The following is a 24,266-nucleotide window of genomic DNA, read 5'->3' on the forward strand; positions in this document are numbered from 1 at the left end:
GGCCGCAGCCAGTTGCTCGACGGTCAGATGGTTGGTGATGCCGAGTTCCGCGGTGGGCTCGGAGAACGTCCCGATGGCGACCAGGTTGCCGAAGACGTCCTGCGTCCAGTCGAGTTGCGCCTCCGATGAAAAGGCCAGCGAACTCGCCAGGATGGTTACATCATGGCTACTACGTGGGCGCAGTATCATGCGATGCGGCTGGAGCAAGATGGGCCGTGCGTAGCGATACGTCGTCTGATGATGGATCGTCAGTTTCATTGATACCGCCAAAAATGCTGTCGACCGCGCGATTGCCTGGAGGAAAATTTTCGTGCGAGTTCTCGGGAGGCTACCAAAATCCGCTGACACGATCTCAACGCATCGCCTGCAGGATTGTTGCTGCGCTGCATCAAGAGATGCGAAGGAAAATTTCAGGGGATCGAAATCTCGATTCTCCTCTGGCCACCATTGGCACAATTAGGAACGGTCAGAAGTAGAGTGGTGGGGGCCACAAGCGTGCCGAGTGCTCCTGACGCTCGAACAGCGAAAACAGATAACAGATCTGGTCGAACTGAAGCCGCGGACTGACCACAAACTGCTTACGAATGTGAGCCTCGGAGAACCGAGCGGAATTTGTCGTCCTGCTTGCTGGGTGGCGCACCGAATCGCCGCATCCAACCCTTGATATCATCCATCGAGATATCCATATACCATCCAGATGGATGGAGAACAAGAATGTCCGACAACGTGCTCAAGCTGCGCGACAGGGGAGGCGACACCGAGAAGATCACGATCAATCTCGGTTATGTCGACCTTGGCCGCGTCGATCTGCTCGTGCAGGAAGGCTTCTACTCCAACCGAACCGATTTCATCCGCACCGCGATCCGCAATCAGCTTGCCGCGCATGCCGATGCAGTCACGCAGTCGATCGTCAGGCACACGTTGGAACTGGGGCTTCGCGACTACAGCAGGGCCGATCTGGAGGCGGTGAAGGCCGCTGGCGAGAGGCTCCAGATCAGGGTCGTCGGGCTCGCCCGTATTGCGCCGGACGTATCCCCCGAACTCGCATTGGACACGATCGACTCCATCACCGTTCTGGGCGCGCTGCAGGCCAGTGCGGAACTGAAATCGGCACTGGCCGGACGCATCCGATAGGGCAGGTCGCCCGACAAAAAGGAAATGACCATGAACGAAGATTTTGTCGCGGCCGTGCGCCGTGCGACCCTCTCCACGCGCGCCTCGAACGTCGCTGAGGCAACCCGCGTGATTCAGGACGCGCTGGCAGGGCACGCGATCTCGGGCAGGCAAGATGGCACGATTCCCGAGATCGTGGCCCCGCCGGCGCGATTTGGGCCGACGCCTTTCCCGGTTGATCCCGACGCTGATCTTGTCGAGCCTGCGGACGATTCTGCGAAGGTATCGGCCCGACTGGATCTTTCCCCGACTTCCAACAGACTGCGAAAGCCGCTGGGGGAGACTGTGCGAATCCTGCGTGAGGGACGCTTTGCGACCAACGCCCTGGCATCTCTTCCGGGCATGGGTCTGACAGGATCGACCGGACTTGCCACGCTGCCTGCCCTGCCGGAGGGAGCCCAGTTCCAGACGCGGTCATTCACCTGCATGGCCGGGACGCGAAGCTATCGGCTCTACATACCCGCCTCCGCGCCCAATCGTCCGCGGGGGCTGGTCGTCATGCTGCATGGGTGCAAACAGAACCCCGATGACTTCGCGGCGGGCACCGGCATGAATGCAGTCGCCGAGGCAAACAGTCTGCTGGTCGCCTATCCGGGACAGACGGGGGCGGACAACGCCTCGTCCTGCTGGAACTGGTTCCGACCGGGGGATCAGGGACGCGACAGCGGTGAGCCCTCGATCATCGCAGGCATCACGCGGGAGATCATGTCGGAGTTCGGCATCGAGCGCCGCCAGGTTTTCGTCGCGGGCCTGTCGGCGGGCGGTGCGATGGCCGCGGTGATGGGTGAAACCTACCCCGATATCTATGCGGGGGTCGGGATTCATTCCGGCCTGGCCTGTGGCTCCGCCAACGACGTCATGTCTGCCTTTGCTGCAATGCGGGGGGATGCCGGCCTTCCAGGCCACACCTGCTCGCGCACGGCAAACGGTGCTTCGAATCCCATTCGCACGGTCGTCTTCCACGGAGCCGGGGACCGGACGGTCCATCCCTCCAATGCGGACCGGATCGTCGCGGCGGCCGCACCACACTGGGCGGACAGCACCGTCCGCAAGGAATCCGGCCGCGGCGCCGGCGGGCGAACCTATACCAGAACGGTTCTCGTGGACCCGGCGGAATTGCCTGTCGTCGAGCATTGGCTGGTCGACGGCGCTGGACATGCCTGGTCCGGCGGTCAGGCTGCAGGTTCCTACACCGATCCGAAAGGTCCAGACGCATCCAGCGAGATGGTGCGCTTCTTCCTGAGTGGTCAGACTTGATTGCCCGGGAAGGTTCGCAATGTCCGAAGGTAGTAGGCGTGTCCGAACCGACTGCCGGCTCTCGCGCGGGCTTTTGACGATAATGGGTCCGCGGCAGCGGGGGCACGACGGCCGGAAGTCGTCCGGTCAACGGCGCGGACCGCCGACCGCAAGGACCCCGCATGGCATGATCCAGCCTTCAGCCGCTGGCGCCCAGCCTCCGGCAACGGATCCACGCGCGCCCACGAGGATATCGATGCCGACAGGGTCGCACCCGGCCGCGTGCCGTCCCCGAAACTCCTCGCGGAACTCGAATAGCAGCTTTACGCTGCTCAATTACTAAGCTGACGGTCTGGAATCGGCCCCGAACAGGACGCTGATTGTCTTCGCGCTGAGCGTCAGCAGTTGGCGCTGTCGAGAAGGTGGACCCGCAGGACAGGCCTGTGGGCCCATGGTTAAGACCCCACCTGTCGGATGTCCCCGCGCGGCCTGGCGTGCCCTACCAGCGCGAGCCGAGCGGTGGTACTGTCGATGGCAGTTCGGCCGCCCTTGTCTCACGTTGAGATGTCGATCACCTGCCGGTCTCTACCTCGACTAACTCGGCAGACCGGAACGGCTCTGGCAGTTCGCCGAGACGCGAATGTAGGAATGTAGGCGATAACAGGCGGAAGACTGGCGTCCGTCCTCGGGGTGCCCTATGGTCGATGGAACGCCCGCCGCGCCCCGGCCGTGCTTTAGTTTGGACTGACAGGGAGGGATCATCATGCCTGATCGTGCCCGTGGCCCTCTGCAATTGGGAGAGAGAGCGCCGAATGTCGTGCTCGACGCAATTACGCGCGAGGGCAAGATAGCAATCGATGATTTTCGCGGCGAGAAGCCAGTGCTGGTTGGATTATACCGAGGCCTGCACTGTCCATTTTGCCGGCGCCATATTGCGACGATTTCGAAGCTCACACCAGCGCTCAATGCGAAGGGCATCGAAAGCCTGACAGTCGTGAATACGCCCATCGAACGGGCGCGCCTTTATCTCCGGTATCATCCGATGCCGGCGCTGCTCGCGGCGTCTGATCCTGAGCGGGCTTCACACCGGGCATTCGGATTACCCAACCTGCAGATCAGCGAGGACGAGACCGTGTGGCCGTACAAGGCTACAATGAGCGATGTGAAGGCGATGCGGCTCAACTTGCCGGGCGAAATGCCGGAGCCGATGGATCCGTTCGCGACGCTCGAATATCTCAACAAAAAAGACGGCTACGAAATCACTGAAGTGGACCAGCAAATCATTGCGACCGGAGTGGGCCAGCTTGTGGGCCAGTTCCTGCTCGACCGAAACGGGGTGGTTCGCTGGACCTTCTCCGAAGTTCTCGATGGCGGCTTGGGCGCGGCCCCGAACTCTGAGGAGATGATGTCAGCAGCGTCGGAGATCGGGCAATAGGGCGCGTAGGACCCCTTTGCATCTGCACCGCCGCCTGTCGACTATACCCTCGACATCGCATCGCTGCCATCCAAGATCGGCCCAATCAAGACGTTTAACGTGTCGACCCGAAGCGTCTGCAATGACCCGAAAGCGACGTTCCTGGGCCGAATTTCCTTCCCGAAAGCCGCCACTCGGCCCAACCAGCGCTCATGACCCAAGGACGAAGCCGCTCGCGCGGCACTGGCGCGCGTGGCGAGGGTACAGCGATGATCTGAACGCCGTGCATTTGTGAGTTTGCGGTCCTGGCTGACGATTGGGGTCTTCTCAATCATCAGACAGGAGGTTTCCATGACGGAGGAGAGGACCACCCCGCTGCGCGAGCGGATGATCGAAGACATGCGCATCCGTGGGATGGGCGACAAAGCCCGGCAAGCCCATATCCGGGCCATCAAGGATTTCGCCGGTTTTCTGAAGCGGTCTCCAGATACCGCCACCCCCGAGGACCTGCGCGCCTACCAGTTGCACATGACCAACGCGGGCATCACTCCGCCAACTTTCAACTCCCGCATCATCGCGCTCCGTTTCTTCTTTGGCACGACCTGCGGGCGCGAGGACATGAAGCGGTATATGCAGTTTCGCCGCCAGCCGCGGAAGCTGCCCGTGGTCTTGAGCGTTGAGGAGGTTTGCGACCTGCTGATGGCGGCCCCGGGGCCGGGCCTGAAGTATCGTGCAGCACTCAGCATCTCTTACGGGGCCGGGCTCAGGGCATCCGAGGTCTGTAACCTCAAGATCGGCGACATCGACAGCGATCGGATGCTGATCCATGTCGAACAGGGCAAAGGCCAGAAGGACCGCAAGGTCATGCTGTCGCCCGGGCTGCTCGAACTCTTGCGCGACTATTGGCGCGAGGCACGACCGCAGGGCTGGCTGTTCCCTGGCAAACCCCGGATCAACCCGATTTCGCCACGGCAGCTCCACCGCGCCTTCACCTCGGCCAAGAACATGGCGGGTATCGCCAGGCCGGCCACGCTGCACACGTTGCGGCACAGCTTCGCCACGCATCTTCTGGAAGCGAACACCGATGTCAGGGTCATTCAGGTCCTGCTCGGGCATGCCCGGCTCAACACCACCGCGATCTATGCCCACGTTGCCACCAAGACGATCCGCGGCACGGTCAGCCCGTTCGAGACGTTGAAGAAGCTTCAGGACCAAACGCTGCGACGCGGATTGGAGTAGCGCTCCGGGGCGGGTGTCCCGTCAGAAGCTGGAGATCGCTGACATCTTCCGCAAATACGGCCCCGCGTGGCGGCGAGCCAATGCCGGGCATGTCAGCCTGACCCAGCTCAAGGTCATGTCAGCGATCGAGACCTGTCGAACCGAAGCTCTCGGCGGGCATGTGGCGGCTTGCACCAAGTGTGGGCATAACCACATCGCCTATAAGCTGCCAGAACCGGCACTGCCCGAAGTGTCAGGGACCAGCCGCGCGAGACTGGATGGCCGCGCGCGCCGAGGATCTGTTGCCCGTGGAGTATTTCCACGTGGTTTTCACCCTGCCTGCCGAGATCGCGAAGATCGCCTACTGGAACAAGAAGGCTGTCTACGACCTGCTGTTTCGGGCATCGGCCGAGACGGTGACCACGATCGCGGCCGATCCCAAGCGGCTTGGCGCATGCATCGGCATGACCAGCGTGCTGCACACATGGGGATCGGCGCTGACCCACCACCCGCATGTGCATATGATCGTGCCCGGCGGCGGGTTGTCACCGGATGGCCAGCGCTGGATAGCCTGCCGCCCCGGGTTCTTTCTGCCCGTACGAGTCCTGTCCAGGCTGTTCCGACGATTGTTCATTGAAGGACTGCTGGCGCTTCATCGCGCTGGCAATCTGGCCTTCTTCGGGGAATTGGCAGGACTGGCAGAGGCGGATGCCTTCGCCGCCTGGCTCGCGCCGCTGCGCAAATCCGAATGGGTCGTCTACGCCAAGCCCCCGTTCGGCGGTCCCGAGGCTGTGCTGGCCTATCTCAGCCGCTACACCCATCGCGTGGCGATCTCGAACAGCCGCCTGATCAACGCGGATGCCGAGACGGTCACCTTCCGCTGGAAGGATTACCGGATCAAGAACGGTGACCGTCAGAAGGTCATGCGGCTGGCCACCGACGAGTTCATCCGCCGCTTCCTGATCCACGTGCTGCCCGACGGGTTCCACCGCATCCGGCATTACGGCCTACTGGCCGGAGCAGGCCGTAAGGCCATTGTCACCAAGATCAGGACATTGCTCGGGGCGGAATCGCAGGATGAAGCGCCAAGCGCCGAGATCATCCCGCTCACCCTGAGGCAGCCATGCCCGGACTGCGGCGGCCCGATGCGCATCGTCGAGATATTCCGCCGTGGCCAGCAACCCAGATCCCGCGCGCCACCGAGGCACCAGGCCGCATGATGAGATGCCCGTCAGTTTGCCCAAAGCTGATCCCGATCTGCCCTGTATTTCGGGACAATGTCGCCTTGCGCCAAGCTTTGCCGAACACGGCAAAATCGCCGAGACACAACGGCAGACGGACTCAAGAACCAACCCCAATCACATCATCGGCAGCTTTTGCACCAACCCGACTGCTGCTGTCGCGCCCGCCGGACACCGCCGGCCCCGCGCTTTCCCCATAAGCTCGACCCAGCCCCCGCGGCCTCCTCCTTGGGAGGTTTTTCAACGCGGGCCGACACAGGCCCAGCCGCCACCGTCACGCTGCGGCCCACATCGAAAAACCTTCACCTAAGCCGCCCTTCATCAGCCCATTTCGCTGCCCGATAGCCGACCTTCACCGCAACCAGCGGTTCTGACCTCTCGAGACCTTCCGGAGCCGAATTCTCTTCTTGGAAGCCGACATTGGCCGGAACCAGCATTCGTGACCAGAGGCAGCTGAAATCCCTCCCTCAAAATACGCGTCAGCAGTTTCGTTAACTGCGGACCTTGCGAAAAAGTTGTCATCCTTTGTGCCTGGTGTCGGCATTCAGGCATACACTGTTCTCTGGCCGCCACTAGTACCAAGGTATCGCCGACACCATCGTGCAATAGATTTGCGTCCGCTGATGGTCGATCTGTGTGTCACATCCCCCGAGTGGAAAGAAGCACACAGGAGTAAGTCTTGTCAGCGCTGCCAATCTTGCCCACACGCCGCGAACTTCTTGCTGCCACAGCCACGGTCGGTGCTATCAGCCTGCTCCCCGGAGCGCTCCGCACGGCTGCCGCCAGCGATTCCATCCGCCCATTTACTGTTAGCATCCCGCAGGAGGAGATTGCCGAGCTTCGCCAGCGCATCGCCGAGACGCGCTGGCCCGACCGGGAAGCCGTCGCGGATACATCACAGGGCGTCCAACTCGCGACCATTCAGAAGCTCGCGCGTTATTGGGAGACGGATTACGACTGGCGCAAGGGTGAGGCCAAGCTCAACGCCCACCCGCAATTCATCACCGAGATCGACGGGCTGGACATCCATTTCATTCATGTCCGTTCGAAGCATGAAAATGCCTTGCCGCTGATCGTCACGCATGGCTGGCCCGGCTCGGTCTTCGAGCAACTGAAAATCATCGATCCACTCACCAATCCCACGGCCTATGGTGCGAGCGCATCGGACGCCTTCCATGTGGTGATCCCGTCTATGCCGGGCTACGGGTTTTCGGGCAAGCCGACCGCGACCGGCTGGGGGCCAGAGCGCATGGGCCGAGCCTGGGCAGAACTTATGAAGTGCCTCGGCTATACCCGCTATGTCGCCCAAGGCGGCGACTGGGGTGCGTTCGTCGTCGACCAGATGGGATTGCAGGCGCCGACTGGATTGCTCGGCATCCACACCAACATGCCTGCTACCGTTCCACCCGACATCGACAAGGCAGCCCAGGCCGGCCGCCGGCCACCACCCGGACTTTCGGCCAATGAAAAGCGCGCATACGAGCAGCTGGTCGCGACTTTCAAGCAGGTCGCCTACGCAAGGCTGATGGCGTCGCGCCCGCAGACCCTGTGCGGTATCGCGGATTCACCGGTCGGCCTGGCCGCCTGGCTTCTCGACCACAACGATGCCGATGGCCAGCCGGCCGCAGCGGTCGCCAAGGCTCTGGACCGGACCGTGAGCGCCGCCGGTGAACTGACGCGCGACGAGATCCTCGATAACATCACGCTCTATTGGGTGACCAACACGGGCGTGTCGGCGTCGCGACTCTACTGGGAGTACAAGGGCGGCTTTTTCAATGCCAAGGGAGTCTCCATCCCGGTCGCGGTGAGCGTGTTCCCCGGCGAACAATATCAGGCTCCGCGTAGCTGGACCCAGCAGGCCTACCCCAAGCTGATCTACTACAACAAAGTCGACAAGGGCGGCCACTTCGCGGCCTGGGAGCAGCCGCTGCTTTTCGCCGCCGAACTCAGGGCCGGGTTCCGGCCGCTACGCCAGGAAATCTGAAGAAGCGGGCTGCCCGCCGCCCCGCTCTCCTCCCGAGGCGCGGACCGGGTCTTTTCGAGGCCGGTCCGCGCGTGAACAAAACCGTGCGCCAACACACAGAGGATGTCATGTCAGCAATATCGCTATCAGCCACAAGGCGGGAACTGATTGCGGCCACGGCTGCCGCTGGAGCTGCAGGACTAATATCCGGAACAGTGCCGGCTGCGGACGCCAGTGCTCCAATCCGCCCTTTTACCGTCAACATCCCGCAGGAGGAGATCGCCGGGCTTCGCCGACGTATCGCAACGACGCGGTGGCCTGACCGCGAAACGGTCAACGACCGCTCGCAGGGCATTCAGCTCGCAAACCTGCAGGAGATCGTCCGCTACTGGGGAACCGGTTACGACTGGCGCAAGGCTGAGGTCAAGCTGAACGCCCTCCCCCAGTTCATGACCGAGATCGACGGGCTCGACATCCACTTCATTCACGTTCGCTCGAAGCACGCCAATGCCCTGCCGCTGATCATGACGCATGGCTGGCCCGGCTCCGTGTTCGAGCTGCTCAACACGGTGGGTCCGCTCACGAACCCAACGGCGCATGGTGGAAGCCCGGAGGATGCTTTCGACCTAGTACTGCCCTCAATGCCGGGTTACGGCTTCTCCGGCAAGCCAACGGGCACGGGCTGGAATCCAGACCGCATCGCCCGCGCCTGGGCCGAACTCATGGAACGCTTGGGATACACTTACTACGTCGCCCAAGGAGGCGACTGGGGCGCTCCCATTTCCAGTGCGATGGCGCGCTATGCGCCGAGGGGATTGCTTGGCATCCACATCAATCTTCCGGCGACGATACCGCCCGAGATCGCCGCGGTGCTTGCCAGCGGCGGGCTTGCTCCGGCGGGACTCTCCGAAAAGGAGCGCGCGGCGTTTAATTCGCTCGACACGTTCTACAATAAATACAGGGCCTACGCGGCGATGATGGGCTCGCGGCCGCAAACGATAGGCTACCCGTTGACGGATTCTCCAGCCGGGCTCGCGGCATGGATGTACGACTACAACAACGGTGAGCCCGAGCGACTGCTCAGCAAGGACGAGATGCTGGACGACGTCACGCTGTATTGGCTGACGAACAGCGCGACAACGTCGGCGCGGCTCTATTGGGAGACAATGGGGCAAAGCGTCGTTCTCGCAGCCGCGCAAAGGACCTCCGAAATCTCACTCCCGGTGGCGATCACCGTATTTCCGGAGGAGGTCTATCGAGCACCCGAGACATGGGCGCGGCGCGCCTATCGCAACCTGATCTACTTCAACGAGGTGGACAAGGGCGGACATTTCGCCGCCTGGGAAGAGCCGGAAATCTTCTCAGCCGAATTGCGCGCCGCCTTCCGGCCCCTTCGGCCGTCACACTGATCCCCGGTTTCCATTCGCAATACGAAAGGATGTCCACATGAAAATGACTGGAATTATCGCGGCAGCGGTACTGATCGCAGGCAGCGGTTTGGCGCTGCACGCAGCGCAGTCGCAGCAGCCAGTAGTGAAGCGCACCGATGTGCTGCGGCACGATCTGGACGTTTCGGGGCGCGAAGCGATCCAGGTGCGCGTCGACTTCGCCCACGGGGTGGCGTTCCCCCCGCACAGCCATCCCGGCGAAGAAATCGCCTACGTCCTCGAAGGCCTGCTCGAATACCAAGTGGAAGGGAAGCCACCGGTGACACTCAAACCTGGTGAGGCCTTATTCATCCCCGCCGGAGCGATCCACACGGCGAGGAATGTCGGCAGCGGCAACGCCGTGGAGCTCGCCACGTACATCGTCGAAAAAGGAAAGCCGCTCGTGGTGCTGGGTCTGGTGGCACCCGTGAACTGACGGAAGCCAAAGCCTGAACGTGCCAGACAAACAACGGAGAAGAAAGGAGATCATCATGAATCAGACTGTGATTGAACGAGATGTTGCACCCTCCACAGGAACGGTCGACATGAAGCTCGAGGTCATTGTTATCCCTGTTTCGAACGTCGATCGCGCGAAGCGATTCTACGGCGATTTGGGCTGGCGGCTCGACGCGGATTTCGTCGTCGGGGAAGAATTTCGGGGCGTACAATTCACGCCTCCAGGTTCGGCGTGCTCTATCCACTTCGGCAAAGGCTTCCCTTCAGCCGCCCCTGGCTCGGCAAACGGACTCTATCTTGTCGTCTCGGACGTTGCGGCGGCTCGCGCCGATCTCGTCAGTCGTGGTGTTCAGGTGAGCGATGTGTTCCACCGTGCCGGCCCGGGAAAGCCGGCCATCAGCGGCCCGGATCCGGAGCGCCGCAGTTACTCCACCTTCGCCACCTTCAGCGATCCCGACGGCAATGAATGGCTGCTGCAGGAGGTCACCGCCCGCTTTCCTGGCCGGGTCGATTCGAACACAACGAGCTTTGCCTCGGCGTCGGACTTGGCGAACGCATTCAGGCGCGCGTCGGCCGCCCACGGTGAACACGAAGCGCGGAACGGCGGCCAGAGGGATGAGAACTGGCCGGACTGGTATGCCGAGTACATGGTGGCGGAACAGTCGGGCAAGCCGCTGCCACTTTGAGCAGCGCTATGGATTAACGACGGAGCGGCCTGCCGCTCCGTCTGCGCCGAGACGCGGATCAGACTTTTCGTACCCGATCCGCCGCTTACGATGTCCGCGCCGGGGACGGCGCAATCGAACAGGAGAAGACCATGTTTACTTCCCACAAGGGCCAGCAGGGCACTGCAGTGGTGACCGGCGCTTCCGCGGGCATTGGCGCCATCTATGCCGACCGGCTGGCCCCCCGCGGCTACAACCTCATTCTCGTGGCGCGCAGCCAAAAGAAGCTGGACGAGGTGGCGAAGCGTGTCGCCGGCGCGACAGGCCGCGCAGTGAAGGTCGTCGCGGCTGACCTCAACAATAAGGCGGACCTGGCTCAGGTCGAGGCGCTGCTCAGCACCGATCCCGACGTCACCATGCTGGTCAACAATGCGGGTGTCGGTGCGGTCTCGCCGCTACTCGGGTCCGTCGTCGATGAAATGGACGCGATGATACAGCTCAACGTCACGGCGCTCACTCGTCTAACCTATGCCGTCGTTCCGGGCTTTGTCGCGCGTGGCAGCGGCACGATAATCAACATAAGTTCGGCCGTCGCCATCGCGCCGGAAATCTTGAACGGAGTCTACGGCGGGACGAAAGCCTTCGTGCTGGCATTCAGCCTGTCGCTCCAAAAGGAGCTCGCCGGTAATAACTTGCGCATCCAGGCGGTTCTGCCTGGCGCGACAGCGACGAACTTCTGGAAGGAGGCAGGCGGCTCGCTCGAGCAGTTGCCGGAAACCATAGTCATGCGCTCGGACGACTTGGTGGATGCCGCCCTCGCCGGCTTCGACCAAGGTGAGCTCGTCACCATTCCTTCACTTCCGGACGCTGCCGATTGGGACGCCTACGAGGCGGCGCGGCAGAAACTCCTCCCGAACCTGTCCTTGAACGTCACGCCGGCTCGTTACCACGCCGCAGCTGCTGCGTAGACCAGGACGCCACTGCGAGACGCGGGTTCTCGGCCCATTCCCGCAGATTTGAACGCACCGCAAGGTAAGTAGTATGGTCACGAAATCCACTCATCGCAGACCAATTCTCGTGACCGGAGCGGCCGGCGATATCGGCGCTATCGGCCGCCACCTCACAGCCATGTTGCTCGCCACGGGGCACGAGGTGCGCGCCCTGGTGCGGCGGGAGGACGAACGCGCCGAGGCGTTGCGAGTGCTCGGGGCCGAGGTCGTGCGGGGCGATCTGACCGACCTCACCTCTATGCACCGTGCGATCGAAGGTTGCGCGCGCATCTATTTTGGAATGTCGGTCTCGGCGGCCTATCTCGAAGCCACTGTGAACGTTGCGGCGGTGGCACGCCATCACGGCGTCGAGGCATTCGTGAACATGTCGCAGATGACTGTGTCGCAGATGAGCGTCACCGAGACCACCAACAGCCCGCAGCACAAGCTGCACTGGCTGGCGGAACAGGCATTGGCCTGGTCGGGGCTACCTGTAGTCACGGTGCGGCCGACGGTTTTTCTCGAAAGCTTCTTCCTGCGTCTCGCCGCCGCCGGCGTCCGGGACAACGACGAGCTGGCGCTGCCTCTGGGCGACAGCAGGACGTCGCCCGTATCATCGGTCGACGTGGCGCGCGCCGTTTCCGTAATCCTCGACGATCCTGCCTCCCACATCGGTCATATCTATAACCTGACGGGTTTTGAGTCGGCCGATCTGAACTACTATGCGCGGGTTTTCTCCGACGTTCTCGGCCGACCGATACGCTATCGCGACGTACCGCTCTCCGTCTGGACGGATGCGCTTCGTGGGTTTGGCGTGCCGACTCACCTCGTCAACCACCTCGCGGCGATGGCCGAACTTCACATGCTGGGGCGCTACGACCGCATGACGGACGACCTGTTAAAGCTCACCGGCACGACGCCGACGAGCATGTACGACTTCGTGAAATTGCACGCCGCTACATTCACGCGGAGTGAAGCCACGGCGGCTTGAAATAGTAAGCGCTGTTGTGGCGTCAGCGTGCAAATCACCGCAATGATAAAGGCATCCCAATGGACAACATCAAACAACCCGAGAAGATTGACCATCGTCGCCGTCTCTTGGTGGGTGCCGCGGCGATGGCAGTTGCAGCAGCGGACCTCGCCAGTGCGTGGGCGGAGGACACCGCCGGGGTTACAATCCAGACCAACGCTTCCACTTCGGGCGGGGTGCCGAAGTCGTTCGGCCCGCTCAGACAGGTCAATGCCGGAGTGCTGAACGTCGGGTATGCCGATTTGGGCCCAGCTGACGGCGCTCCTGTCATCTTGCTGCACGGCTGGCCATATGACATCCACACCTATGTCGATGTCGCGCCTTTGCTGGCGGCCAAGGGATATCGCGTGATCGTACCCTACCTGCGTGGCTACGGCACCACCCTCTTCCTGTCGGACGAATCGATGCGCAATGGCCAGCAGTCGGCAGTCGCCGCGGACACGGTCGCCCTGATGGATGCTCTGGGCATCGATAAAGCGACGGTCGGCGGCTGTGACTGGGGAGCGCGCACGGCAAACATCGTCGCTGCTCTCTGGCCGGAACGCTGCAAGGCAATGGTTTCGGTGAGCGGCTATCTCATCGGCAACCAGAAGCTCGGCATGGTGCCGCTGCCGCCGAAGGCCGAGCTGCAGTGGTGGTACCAATACTATTTCGCCACCGACCGCGGGCGTGACGGCTACGAGAAATACAGGCGCGATTTCGCCAGGCTGATCTGGCAGCTCGCCTCGCCCAAGTGGAGCTTCGATGACGCCACCTTCGAGCGCAGCGCTGCAGCGTTCGACAATCCGGACCATGTGGCGATCGTGATCCACAATTACCGTTGGCGGCTCGGGCTGGCTGAAGGCGAGCTCGAGTTTGAAGAGCTTGAGCGGCGGCTCGCACAAGGCCCCATGATCAGCGTGCCCACGATCACGCTCGAGGGGGACGCCAACGGCGCGCCGCATCCGGAGCCAAGTGCCTATGCAAAGAAGTTCTCAGGCAAGTATCAGCATCGGCTTATCGCGGGGAATATCGGTCACAATTTGCCACAAGAAGCGCCACAGGCTTTTGCTCAGGCAGTAATCGACGTCAACGGTTTTTGACCGCAGCAGTCGAAGCCGGGAAAATCGGAGGACCGATGACAAGCCTGCAAAAACTGTCGCCCAGGCGGTCGCAGGCAATCTCATCTCCGCCTGCGATCGGTGGCCCTCCGACTCAGCTGATCCGGTGTGTCGCCGACGGAGACAGCGCCCAAGTTGTCGGATTGATCCGTTGAAACCCAGCCCTGCCCGAGTTCGCGTTTCTCCGCCAAGCCAAAGAGGTGAACACGGGCCTAGCGCCTGCCGCTGGTCCGTGGGTTGTTGGTGCAGGGCCGATGTCTGGCCGCCGAGACCGATGCTTGTTTCTGGCGCTCGTTGCTCGTTCCGGTGGACGGGATGAGCCCGGCTTTCCGCCCAATCCATACCTTCCCGTTTTATCGTTTCGATCGGATTCGTTATACATTCGCCACATCAGCGCTGGAGCGAAGATCCCTCGCCGTCGCGTTCTCGATCGTTTACTCGTCGTGGGTTTCTATGCTGGCAGCTCTCGCATCAGGCTCCCTAAAACGGGACGGCCATGACGTTCCACCTATCCAAATAGGCTGCCGATAGGACCACAAGCGGAGTCCGTTGAATGTCGTATGATCCCAAGCGAATTGAGCCGAAATGGCAACGGTACTGGGACGAAAATGAGACCTTTAGGACGGAGGACGACTTCGCCAAGCCGAAATTCTATGTGCTGGATATGTTTCCCTACCCATCGGGCGAAGGGCTGCATGTGGGCCACCCGGAAGGCTACACCGCGACCGATATTGTTGCTCGATACAAGCGGATGCGAGGATTCAACGTCCTGCATCCCATGGGGTGGGATGCTTACGGTTTGCCAGCAGAGCGCTATGCCGTGCGTACGGGCGTCCATCCGTCGATCACTACCAGGACGAACATCGAAACATTTAAAGGTCAGATCAAGCGACTCGGCTTCTCTTATGATTGGAGCCGGGAACTGGCCACCACGGACCCCGCGTTTATCAGGTGGACACAATGGATCTTCCTAAAACTGTTCGAGCGGGGCCTTGCGTACCAGGCTGAGGTGGCCGTGAATTGGTGCCCGGCCCAAGGCACAGTATTGGCCAACGAAGAGGTCAAGGAAGGCAAATACATCGAGACCGGCGAGCCTGTCGAACGCCGCTTGATGCGCCAGTGGATGTTGAAGATTACCGCGTACGCCGATCGCCTCCTGGCCGACCTGGACGATCTCGACTGGCCTGAGGGCGTCAAGGCCATGCAACGCAACTGGATCGGACGATCCGAGGGTGCGGAGGTCAACTTCGCCCTCGCGGACAGCGGGGACATCCTCAAGGTTTTTACTACTCGACCGGATACCCTTTGGGGCGCGACCTTTATCGTCCTGTCGCCGGAGCATCCCCTGGTGATGAGGGTTACGACATCCGACCAGCACGAGGCCGTCAAAGCCTATACCGATCAGGCTAGGACGCTCAGCGAGGTGGAAAGGGCGGAGGAGCGGTCCAGCACGGGGGTGTTCACGGGCACTTTCGCGATCAATCCTGCGAACGACGTCCAGATGCCAATATGGGTCGCTGACTATGTGCTAATGGGTTACGGCACCGGCGCCATAATGGCGGTGCCCGGACACGACGGGCGGGACCACCAGTTCGCCCGCGCCAATGGCCTTCCGATAATCGAAGTCATCAAAGCTCCGGCTGAGGTCGATATCCAATTGCGGCCATGGGAAGGCGACGGTCTGCTCGTCAGTTCGGGGCCCCTCAGTGGTCTAAAGAGTGCTGAGGCAAAAAAGGCTGCTATCGCGTGGTTGGAAGAACGCGGTCTGGGCAAAAGCCGCGTGCAATACCGGTTGCGCGATTGGTTGTTTTCGAGGCAGCGGTACTGGGGCGAGCCCTTTCCGATCCTCCACCGGGCGGATGGCGCTATTGTCCCACTCCCCGAAGACTCTCTACCGCTGCTGGCACCCGAGCTCGATGAGTACAAGCCGACGGACAAGGGCGACCCGCCCTTGGCACGAGCCGAAGACTGGGTGCATACAACCGATCCACACAGCCAGCTGCCGGCTATGAGAGAGACCAACACGATGCCACAATGGGCGGGATCATGTTGGTACTACCTTCGGTTTGCTGATCCCAAAAATGATTACGCGCTAATCGACCCTGCAAAGGAGAAATACTGGCTACCGGTCGACCTCTACATTGGCGGAGCCGAGCACGCTGTGCTGCACCTGCTGTACGCCCGCTTTTGGCATAAGGTGCTGTTCGACATGGGCGTCGTTTCAACCAAAGAGCCATTTCACAAACTCTTCAACCAAGGCATGATCCTCGCTTTCTCCTACCGGGATCACGCCGGAAAATATTGCCGTCCCGACGAAGTGATTGAACGCGATGGTCAATGGCTTGTTGGCCAAGCCCAGGTGACGCAGCAGATCGAGAAGATGTCGAAGTCGAGATTCAATGTTGTGAATCCCGATGAGGTGATCGATGCGTATGGTGCAGACTCCCTGAGGCTCTACGAGATGTTCATGGGACCGCTCGACGTCGCCAAACCCTGGCAAATGTCGGGTGTTGCTGGCGTAAGTCGTTTCCTCAATAGGGTGTGGCGTATCGTCGTGGACGACGAGGACGCATTGAACGCTCAAGTGTGCGACACCGACCCCACTCCGGAGATCCTGCGTCTCCAGCACAAGACTGTCCGATCCGTTACCGACGATATCGAGGCTCTCCGGTTTAACACGGCGATCGCCAGGCTAATGGAGATGTCGAACGTATTGCTTTCGCTCGACCGTAAGCCTCGTGTTGCCGTCGAAACGTTTGTGCTGCTGCTCGCGCCCTTCGCGCCGCATCTGGCGGAGGAATTATGGAGGCTCCTGGGACACAAACGGTCGCTTGCGTATGCTCAGTGGCCGTCATTCGATCCGGGATTGGCAGAGGACGAAGTTCGAGAGTATGCCGTTCAGGTTAATGGAAAGCTCCGTCATAAGGTGCGCGCAGATGCCGGCCTGTCTGCTACCAGTCTCCTTGAGACAATCAAGACTGACCCGCGCGTGGCCGAAATGCTTCAGGGGAAACATGTAGTGAAGGAGGTCGCGGTGCCGGGCCGTCTCGTCAACTTCGTCGTGAGGGAATGACTGCCGCGCCAACTGAAAGGCCGTTGCCCATCTGGACCTGTGACGCTCTCCTGGCATCATGGGCGGCTGCGCGCCCCTCGAGGGACGCGGTAACCTGGGTGGCGTACACGATGCCAACCGCCAGGACAACTTGCTGAAGCCGATGTGCGCTGCGGCCGCCGATCAGCGAGGGCGCTCTCCTCAATCTGGAAACGACGGGAACAATATTTGGCACTCGGGCTACACCAAATGGCCGGGCTGGTTCGGCAGGACCCTCGTCACAGCCTCTGTGCGGAAATCATTCCCTCAATACGCATCACGTTCTGCGGTCCATCGAAACCTTCGTGTTCGGCATCGGGCGCGCGCCGCGGCGCAACGGCCCGCTGGAAGGCGGCTAGACACGTTGTTACCCACCGGGCATAGGCGTCGATGAAATTGACGAGAAATTCGCGGGTCCTCTCGCTGCCCAGCGCGCCACTCTCATCGAAAATTTCGTCTGCGCGGCCCAAGTAGGCTTCAGGTTGCTGCATGACCAGCACATTGAGGAAAACGAACGTCTGCCGGAGATGATGATTGGCGCCAAACCCGCCTATTGCGCCCGGTGAAACCGTGATTACCCCTCCTGGTTTTCCGTCCCAAACGCTTGCGCCTTCTGGACGGGAGCCTACGTCAATCGCGTTCTTGAGCACTCCCGGAACGGACCGGTTATACTCCGGCGTCACGAACAAGATAGCATCTGACGCTCTGATCCGTTCACGGAACGCCTGCCACTCCCGCGGCGCGTTCTCGTCGAGATCTTCATTGTAGAGCGGCAGATCACCGATGCCGACAATCTCCAGGCTGAGATCATTGGGGGCCATCCGGACAAGCAATTCGGCAATCTTTCGGTTGAGCGAACCGGCGCGGAGGCTTCCCACCAGAATAGCGATCTTATGGGGCATGCTGAATCTCCTTCTTAGTAGCAAGTCGCGGGGGCAGAAAACTGACTGTGTGCGCGGCTGAAGCGGTACCAAGCAGGCTGCGCGACCCGGGATAGAAAGGTATCCGCCATTTGCGCCTCCTGTGTCATTTGCAGATGCGGATAGACAGATCGACTATCACAAGGGACAAATCTATTGCACGATGGTGTAGGCGATACTTTTGGATAGGTTGGTGTGGCGAGCAGTCTCGCAGGGAGGATCCCATGCCGCGATATGCAACGCGACACCGCCGACACACAGTTGCGCTCCCACGTCTGGCCTTACAGGTGCGCAACCGTTGCACGCGAATACGTTGATTTGCATGATCCGCTCCGCGGCTAGCAGCCCAGGACGGTTCACCCACGTATCATCTACACGCGAAGAAGAATGGGACCATGCGGCTTCGCTCAGATGATGCCTCGCGCTTGGCAGCGCAGACCAATGCGAAAGTATTGGGGACACCATCGTGCAATAGATTTGCTTCCACGCTTACCTGAATCTGTACACGGCATTCAACGATGCAGACGTGCTCAGTGGAAAGGAATCGCGTCATGAAACTCTTGTCCCTCATCGCGCAGCCTCTAGCGGCATTTCGCAAATTCGTCGCGCCTCGCTATCGGCCGGAGCTCCACTACATGCGCGGCCCAGGACCAGCCTACGCGCGCCGCACGGTCACGGTCGACACTAGGCGCGTAATGCCAAGGCGACGCGGCCGTTGATGACGCAGGGCCTCGGCAACGAAATGGGCCTCCCGGGAGTGTACCCGTTTGGTGCCTGCAGGAGCCGAACCTCCACGCGTTGCCGACCGGTGCGCATCCGGCGAGCGCCCGAACGCAAGTTAGGTCAGAGACATGGCGATGAAATCTGCCCACGACGCCCCGATCCTCGTCCAGCCAGCAATGGGCCTTGCTCTCGAAGGAGACACCCCTGCCGAAGCATTTAATGTGATGGCTTGCCTGACTGAGATTGAGGTTCTGGTCAAAAACAGTTGGGAGCCCAAGATCCGTCTCGATCTGCAGGCCAGCTCGGACATGCCGGTCGTGACGTGGTGCCGAAAAGGCCTGCAAAGCGCTATCATGAACCTGCTGCTCAATGCGCGCGACGCGATGCCGGACGGCGGCGTGATCTCGATTGTCGCTGCTGCCCACTATCAAGGGCGTGTCGCGACGGGAATTGAGTTTCGTGTAACCGACAACGGTCTCGGCATGACGCGCAATACGCTGCTTCATGCCATCGACCCCTTTTTCACTACGAAGGCGACCGGATTAGGCGGCCTGGGCTTGCCGATGGTCACGTGTTTCGCCCAGGAGGCAGGAGGGCGCCTTCACATCGAAAGCGAACCAGGCGTCGGCACGATCGTGACTTTGTGGTTGCCTCTTCCCGAATCAAAGGCGGAAGGCCAACCAGGTCCGCTGCGGTTCAGGCATGCCAGTAGCTTGGATTGAGGAGTTGCCGCAGTGACGACGCCGAACGCGCTGACACCAAGCAAGGTTCGGTTTCTCGCAACCGGCCTGGCAGGACCACTGCTCATTGGCCTGTCAGCGCAGTTGCCCTCGGCCAATGTCGCCGACATCCAGGGAGGCCTCTTTTCTACGCCCGACGAGGCGTCCTGGATCCTCACGGCCTACACCATGGCCAGTTTCGCCGGGATCGTCACCTCCGGCGTGCTCATCAGGTTCCTCAGCATCGGCCGATATCTCGCGGTGAGCGCCATTGCGTTCGCGGTCACCGCATTGACCTGCGCAACAACTCCTGACCTCCGGGTGATGATCGTGCTGCGAACAATCCAAGGTTTCGTGGCCGGCGGATTCGGCCCGGCCGCTTTCGTCGCAGTGTTCATGGTCACTAGTGGGCCGCGGCTTCCGTTCGGCCTGACCCTGCTCGCCTTCGTGCTTCTGTTTCCTGGCTCAATAGGACCAGTTGTTGCGGGATTTGCTGAAGACAGCCTTGGCTGGCAAATGCTGTTCCTGATCCAGGCCGGCATCGGGGCGACGTTAGCAATGGCGGCTTGGGCCTGGGTGCCGCGTCAGAATGATCCGGATTGGTCGGCTCTCAAGACTGATTGGATCGCCGTGATCCTATTGTCGCTCGCCCTTGCGACGCTGATGCTTGTCCTCAGTCAAGGCACGCGGCGCTTCTGGTTCGAGAGCCAAATAATCGTCTGGGGCACAGCGGCCTCCATGGCTGCGTGGGCTGGATTCCTGTTCCTGGTGCGGTTTTCACCAATTCCGATCATATCGCCCCGACTGCTGGCAACGCGGAAATTAGGCATCCCGATCGCGCTTAATCTGGTGTTTCGCGTAGGGCTGGTCGTGACAGCTTATCTGGTGCCGCAGTTCCTCGCAGTCGTTCAAGGCTATCGGCCGCTGGAACTCGCTGAACTTTTGCTATGGGCTACGGTCCCCCAGCTCCTCGCATTGCCGCTGGTCTGGTGGCTCATGCATCGTGTCGATATGCGGGTGGTCATGGCGCTCGGCCTGGCGCTCTGCACCGCCGGTACTGCGTTTTCGGTTGGGGGAACCGCTCTCTTTGCGGCCGAGCAGTTCCGCCAGACTCTGATGGTCTTCTCGCTAGGCCAGTTGCTGTTCCTGGCTCCAGCCTTGGTCGTCGGCGCGACTTCTCTGAAACCTGCCGACCTTCCAACAGCCTCGCTTGCTTTCAACATTGCGACGCTCGGAGGCACAACCCTCGGCGTCGGCCTGGTATCCCATTTTGTAACCGAGCGCGAAAAATATCATTCGAGCGTCATTACCGAGAATATATCGCTCTACAGCGCGCTCGATGCTGGACGTCTGGCCACCCTTGCTGGAGCTTTTGCGAACCGGCTGGTCGATGACGACGGCACGACGGCGCGAGCGGTTGCCCTCTTGGCGTCGATTGCCCGTCGCGAGGCGTGGATCCTGGCGTTCAATGACGGCTTCCTTCTGGTCGTAGGCGTGTTTCTGATCGGCTTGATCGGGGTTGTCGCCATCGGCCGGTCGCCACCTTTGCGGCCGCTGGGTGTCGCCAGGGGAGAAACACCATGAAGCTAACAAGCGCTGGGCTGAGCAGTCTTCTCGTAGCTGGAATGGTGTTCGTCGCCGCGTCGACTTCGATGGCCCCGGGGCGATGGTTCACGAGCCTGCGTTCGACTTCGACCGACAATGCTTATGTGCGCGGCGATGTCACGCCCATTAGCCCCAGGATCGGCGGCTACATCACGGAAGTGGCCATTCGTGACAATCAGGCGGTGAAAGCCGGGGACGTCCTGTTCCGTATAGATGACAGGGATTATCGCGCCCGAGTTGACCAGGCTGCCGCCGGCGTTGCCATGCAGCGCGCTCTGCTGGCCAACCTGACCAGCCGGATCGATTTGCAACGCGCTGTTATTGAACAGGCTCTGGCTGCTTTACAGGGTGCCGAAGCCGACGCCACCCGAGCCGCGCGCAATTTCACGCGTACCCAACAGCTGAACAAGGGTGGTTGGGCTTCGCAGTCCATAAGCGACCAGACGGAAGCGGACCATCTCCAGGCGCGCTCCAGGATCGCAGAAGCTCAGGCAAACGTGGCCGCCGCTCGGCGGCAGATGGACGTGCTCGACACCCAGCGCCCGCAGCTTGAGGCCGATATCGCCGCGGCTGCGGCAGCTCTCACGCTCGCAAAAATCGAACTGGCAAATACCATCGTAAAGTCACCCGCTGACGGCTGGGTCGGCGAACGCCAGGCCAGGGTCGGACAGTATGTCCGCGCGGGCACCCTGCTGCTCGCGCTCGTGCCTCGGAACTTCTGGGTCGTGGCGAATTTCAAGGAAACGCAGATTCCGGCGCTGCGAATCGGCGACAGTGTTGCAATCTCGATCGACGCCATCCCTGGGACGGAGTTCAAGGGGCGCGTCGAGAGCCTGTCGCCGGCCAGCGGAGCAGAGTTCGCACTCCTGCCGCCGGACAACGCGACCGGCAATTTCACCCGTATTGTTCAGCGCATTCCGGTCAAGATCGCCTTTGACGCGGGGCAGCCGGACCTTGATCGTCTGCGGCCCGGCATGTCAGCGGTGGTGGCTCTGTCACAGGGCAACCTTCCCGGAGCACAGAATCGAACCGCGGCGGCGCAGATCGATGATCCCGCAAACTCAGGCAGCTCAGTGCGACCTGACAATCCACGATGACTGCTCACCTAAATTGCTCCAGCCCGTAATTCAGGAGGTAGATGTCATGATCGAGAGGTACCTTGAGGATTTCACCGTTGGGCAGATCTTCGGTTCAGGACGAATTGTCGTCGAGAAAGAGGATATCAAGGCCTTCGCTGCCAAATTCGATCCGCAGCCTTTCCATCTGGATGAAGCGGCGGCACATGACACAATCTTCGGCGGATTAGCGGCGAGCGGCTGGCATACCGCGGCCATGACGATGCGTCTCCTGGTAGACAGCGAAATCAAGCCGGCAGGCGGGATCGTGGGTGCCGGTTTTGACGAATTCCGCTGGCCGCGTCCGGTGCGACCCGGCGACGAACTGCGTCTTGAGAGCGAGGTTCTCGATGTGCGACCGTCGCAGTCGCGCCCTCACCAGGGTCTCATCAAGATGCGCACAACCACGCTGAACCAGGTTGATCAGCCTGTGCAGGTCATGATCGCCAACTTGGTCGTGTTGCGCCGGCCCGGCTCATCGGCATCGGCGATCCAAGGCAGGGGCTAATCCGCAATGACTCGCGGCTCCGCTGTTTGTCGCGTCGTGAAGGCATCGCACATTTGCTATCTAATTCAAACGTATCGCCAACACCATCGTATAATGGCTTTTCCTGCGCTGACAGTCGATCCTTGTACCGCGTTTGAACAGATCGGGTGGACACAGGAGAATGACGTGTCAGCCGTGTCGCTATCCGCCCAGGAATAATGAGTTCAGTTCAGGGTTAGGGTTCAAGAAATACGCCGCAACCGGTGGCTAGGAATTCACTAGCTTCGGCGACGGCAAAGCTCGGCGGCTGTTGGTGCGCAGCTGCTCCCGCCGCGAGGCTCGCCACTTCGTCCTTGCCCCGATATGCACCTTGAACGCCAAACGTGGAGAGCACGCATATGCGTCGCGTAACGACGCTGCACATCGTCACTGGTCACAGGAGAGACGCCATGGCCTTCACCATCAAAGTCAATGATCAGACGCATAGCGTGGATGTCGACGATGACACTCCTCTGTTGTGGGTGCTGCGCGACGTCCTTGGCATGACCGGCACGAAATTCGGCTGCGGCCTGGCGCTTTGCGGAGCCTGCACGGTGCACGTGGATGGCATCGCCACCCGTTCCTGCGTCATGCCGATCGACAGCATCGGCGAGTCCCAGATCACCACTATCGAGGCAATCGGCGCGACGGCGGAGGGCGCAAAGATCCAGAAGGCTTGGCTCGATCGGGAGGTCGTTCAGTGCGGCTACTGTCAGTCCGGCCAGATCATGTCTGCTGCGGAACTCCTCGCCTCCAACCCCAATCCAACCGATGCCGACATCGACGATGCGATGTCCGGCAACATTTGCCGTTGCGGGACCTACGTCCGTATTCGCGAGGCCATCAAGCAGGCCGCGGCGAGCTGAAAAGGGAGGTAGCTATGATAATCGACCAACAGGCCTCTCACGCCTCCGTCCGGGATGAACTGCCATCGGTGAATACTCTCTCCCGGCGCGGCTTTCTCCGGGCCGCCGCTGCTACGGGCGGAGGGCTCATGCTGGGTTTCAGCCTGCCGTTCACAACCGGCGAAGCCGAAGCGGCCGCCGGCGATGGTTTCGCACCGAACGCCTTCGTGCACATCGGTAGTGACGGCAAGGTCAACCTGATCATGCCTTACGTCGAAATGGGTCAAGGTACCTACACCGCAATCCCGATGCTGATTGCGGAAGAGCTGGAGGTGGACCTCAAGCAAGTGCAGCTGCAGCACGCCCCACCCGATGAAAAGCTCTACGCGAACCCATTGCTGGGAATTCAGGCGACGGGCAACTCGAACGCGATCCGCGGGGCATGGGACCCGCTGCGCCAGGCCGGTGCGGCCGCCAGGACCATGCTTGTAGCCGCGGCGGCGGGCCGCTGGAAAGTCGATCCGGCGACCTGCCGCGCCGAAGGCGGCGAAGTGGTTCACGCGCCCAGCGGCAGACGCCTCGGCTATGGGGAACTCGCCGCCGATGCGGCACGCATGCCAATTCCCGCAAGCGTCGAGCTCAAGCGACCTGAAGATTTCAGGCTGATCGGCACCCCTGCCAAGCGTCTCGACACGCCCGCGAAGGTAAACGGAACAGCGGTCTTCGGCATTGACGTTCGCCCGCCCGGGGTAAAGGTCGCGACACTTGCGCAGTCGCCGGTGTTCGGCGGCCGCTTGAAGAGCGTCGATG

General features: G+C 61.3%; 20 protein-coding genes and 1 pseudogene. 19 read left to right on the forward strand and 2 right to left on the reverse strand.

Annotated features, from left to right (window positions below; genetic code table 11):
* A partial coding sequence (locus MAXJ12_RS32350; RefSeq protein ID WP_008840444.1) for a transglutaminase N-terminal domain-containing protein occupies window positions 1-258 on the reverse strand: 258 nt, incomplete at its 3' end.
* Between the two features lie 456 nt (window positions 259-714).
* On the opposite strand from MAXJ12_RS32350, the gene MAXJ12_RS32355 reads away from it, so the two are divergent.
* From MAXJ12_RS32355 to leuS, 13 genes and pseudogenes are all read left to right on the forward strand, one after another.
* On the forward strand, window positions 715-1,134 hold the full coding sequence (locus tag MAXJ12_RS32355) for a CopG family transcriptional regulator (protein WP_008840445.1): 420 nt from the start codon (window positions 715-717) through the stop codon (window positions 1,132-1,134).
* A 30-nt stretch (window positions 1,135-1,164) separates the two neighbouring features.
* Window positions 1,165-2,430 carry an extracellular catalytic domain type 1 short-chain-length polyhydroxyalkanoate depolymerase gene (locus MAXJ12_RS32360; RefSeq protein WP_040589351.1) on the forward strand — a complete coding sequence of 422 codons (1,266 nt, stop codon included), beginning with the start codon at window positions 1,165-1,167 and terminating at the stop codon, window positions 2,428-2,430.
* A gap of 742 nt (window positions 2,431-3,172) precedes the next feature.
* Window positions 3,173-3,844: a peroxiredoxin-like family protein gene (locus MAXJ12_RS32365; RefSeq protein ID WP_040589354.1), complete on the forward strand. Its 672-nt coding sequence runs from the start codon at window positions 3,173-3,175 to the stop codon at window positions 3,842-3,844.
* 330 nt (window positions 3,845-4,174) lie between these two features.
* Complete coding sequence (locus MAXJ12_RS32375) at window positions 4,175-5,062, forward strand: tyrosine-type recombinase/integrase (protein ID WP_008840449.1); 888 nt, start codon at window positions 4,175-4,177, stop codon at window positions 5,060-5,062.
* Window positions 5,063-5,075: 13 nt separating this feature from the next.
* Window positions 5,076-6,261: pseudogene (locus MAXJ12_RS32380) on the forward strand (IS91 family transposase).
* A gap of 700 nt (window positions 6,262-6,961) precedes the next feature.
* Window positions 6,962-8,266 carry an epoxide hydrolase family protein gene (locus MAXJ12_RS32385; RefSeq protein ID WP_008840452.1) on the forward strand — a complete coding sequence of 435 codons (1,305 nt, stop codon included), beginning with the start codon at window positions 6,962-6,964 and terminating at the stop codon, window positions 8,264-8,266.
* 107 nt (window positions 8,267-8,373) lie between these two features.
* Window positions 8,374-9,654: an epoxide hydrolase family protein gene (locus MAXJ12_RS32390; RefSeq protein ID WP_040589358.1), complete on the forward strand. Its 1,281-nt coding sequence runs from the start codon at window positions 8,374-8,376 to the stop codon at window positions 9,652-9,654.
* A gap of 37 nt (window positions 9,655-9,691) precedes the next feature.
* The gene (locus tag MAXJ12_RS32395) at window positions 9,692-10,108 is read left to right on the forward strand and encodes a cupin domain-containing protein (protein ID WP_008840454.1); all 417 of its coding nucleotides are present in this window, start codon (window positions 9,692-9,694) and stop codon (window positions 10,106-10,108) included.
* Between the two features lie 55 nt (window positions 10,109-10,163).
* The gene (locus MAXJ12_RS32400; protein WP_008840455.1) at window positions 10,164-10,814 is read left to right on the forward strand and encodes a VOC family protein; all 651 of its coding nucleotides are present in this window, start codon (window positions 10,164-10,166) and stop codon (window positions 10,812-10,814) included.
* A 131-nt stretch (window positions 10,815-10,945) separates the two neighbouring features.
* A complete protein-coding gene (locus tag MAXJ12_RS32405) occupies window positions 10,946-11,761 on the forward strand; it encodes an SDR family NAD(P)-dependent oxidoreductase (RefSeq protein ID WP_008840456.1) in 816 nt (271 codons plus the stop codon).
* A gap of 73 nt (window positions 11,762-11,834) precedes the next feature.
* Window positions 11,835-12,773: an NmrA family NAD(P)-binding protein gene (locus MAXJ12_RS32410; RefSeq protein ID WP_040589363.1), complete on the forward strand. Its 939-nt coding sequence runs from the start codon at window positions 11,835-11,837 to the stop codon at window positions 12,771-12,773.
* Window positions 12,774-12,832: 59 nt separating this feature from the next.
* Window positions 12,833-13,894 (forward strand): alpha/beta fold hydrolase, encoded by a 1,062-nt coding sequence (locus MAXJ12_RS32415; RefSeq protein ID WP_008840458.1) that lies wholly within the window; start codon window positions 12,833-12,835, stop codon window positions 13,892-13,894.
* A 571-nt stretch (window positions 13,895-14,465) separates the two neighbouring features.
* Window positions 14,466-16,985: a leucine--tRNA ligase gene (gene leuS / locus MAXJ12_RS32420; protein ID WP_008840459.1), complete on the forward strand. Its 2,520-nt coding sequence runs from the start codon at window positions 14,466-14,468 to the stop codon at window positions 16,983-16,985.
* A gap of 257 nt (window positions 16,986-17,242) precedes the next feature.
* On the opposite strand, the gene MAXJ12_RS32425 is transcribed toward leuS, so the two are convergent.
* Window positions 17,243-17,905 carry an NADPH-dependent FMN reductase gene (locus MAXJ12_RS32425; protein ID WP_008840460.1) on the reverse strand — a complete coding sequence of 221 codons (663 nt, stop codon included), beginning with the start codon at window positions 17,903-17,905 and terminating at the stop codon, window positions 17,243-17,245.
* An 869-nt stretch (window positions 17,906-18,774) separates the two neighbouring features.
* Here MAXJ12_RS32425 and MAXJ12_RS32430 point away from each other — a divergent pair.
* From MAXJ12_RS32430 to MAXJ12_RS32455, 6 genes are all read left to right on the forward strand, one after another.
* Window positions 18,775-19,368: a sensor histidine kinase gene (locus tag MAXJ12_RS32430; protein WP_008840461.1), complete on the forward strand. Its 594-nt coding sequence runs from the start codon at window positions 18,775-18,777 to the stop codon at window positions 19,366-19,368.
* A 12-nt stretch (window positions 19,369-19,380) separates the two neighbouring features.
* Window positions 19,381-20,949: an MFS transporter gene (locus tag MAXJ12_RS32435; protein ID WP_008840462.1), complete on the forward strand. Its 1,569-nt coding sequence runs from the start codon at window positions 19,381-19,383 to the stop codon at window positions 20,947-20,949.
* The gene (locus MAXJ12_RS32440) at window positions 20,946-22,067 is read left to right on the forward strand and encodes an HlyD family secretion protein (RefSeq protein WP_085984159.1); all 1,122 of its coding nucleotides are present in this window, start codon (window positions 20,946-20,948) and stop codon (window positions 22,065-22,067) included. The genes MAXJ12_RS32435 and MAXJ12_RS32440 overlap by 4 nt, the downstream gene beginning before the upstream one ends.
* A 46-nt stretch (window positions 22,068-22,113) precedes the next feature.
* Complete coding sequence (locus MAXJ12_RS32445; protein WP_008840464.1) at window positions 22,114-22,593, forward strand: MaoC family dehydratase; 480 nt, start codon at window positions 22,114-22,116, stop codon at window positions 22,591-22,593.
* Between the two features lie 428 nt (window positions 22,594-23,021).
* Window positions 23,022-23,477 (forward strand): (2Fe-2S)-binding protein, encoded by a 456-nt coding sequence (locus MAXJ12_RS32450; protein WP_008840465.1) that lies wholly within the window; start codon window positions 23,022-23,024, stop codon window positions 23,475-23,477.
* A gap of 14 nt (window positions 23,478-23,491) precedes the next feature.
* On the forward strand, window positions 23,492-24,266 hold a 775-nt coding region (locus MAXJ12_RS32455; RefSeq protein ID WP_008840466.1), incomplete at its 3' end, for a molybdopterin cofactor-binding domain-containing protein.

The sequence above is a fragment of the Mesorhizobium alhagi CCNWXJ12-2 genome (assembly GCF_000236565.1).
Taxonomy (GTDB): Bacteria; Pseudomonadota; Alphaproteobacteria; order Rhizobiales; family Rhizobiaceae; genus Allomesorhizobium; species Allomesorhizobium alhagi.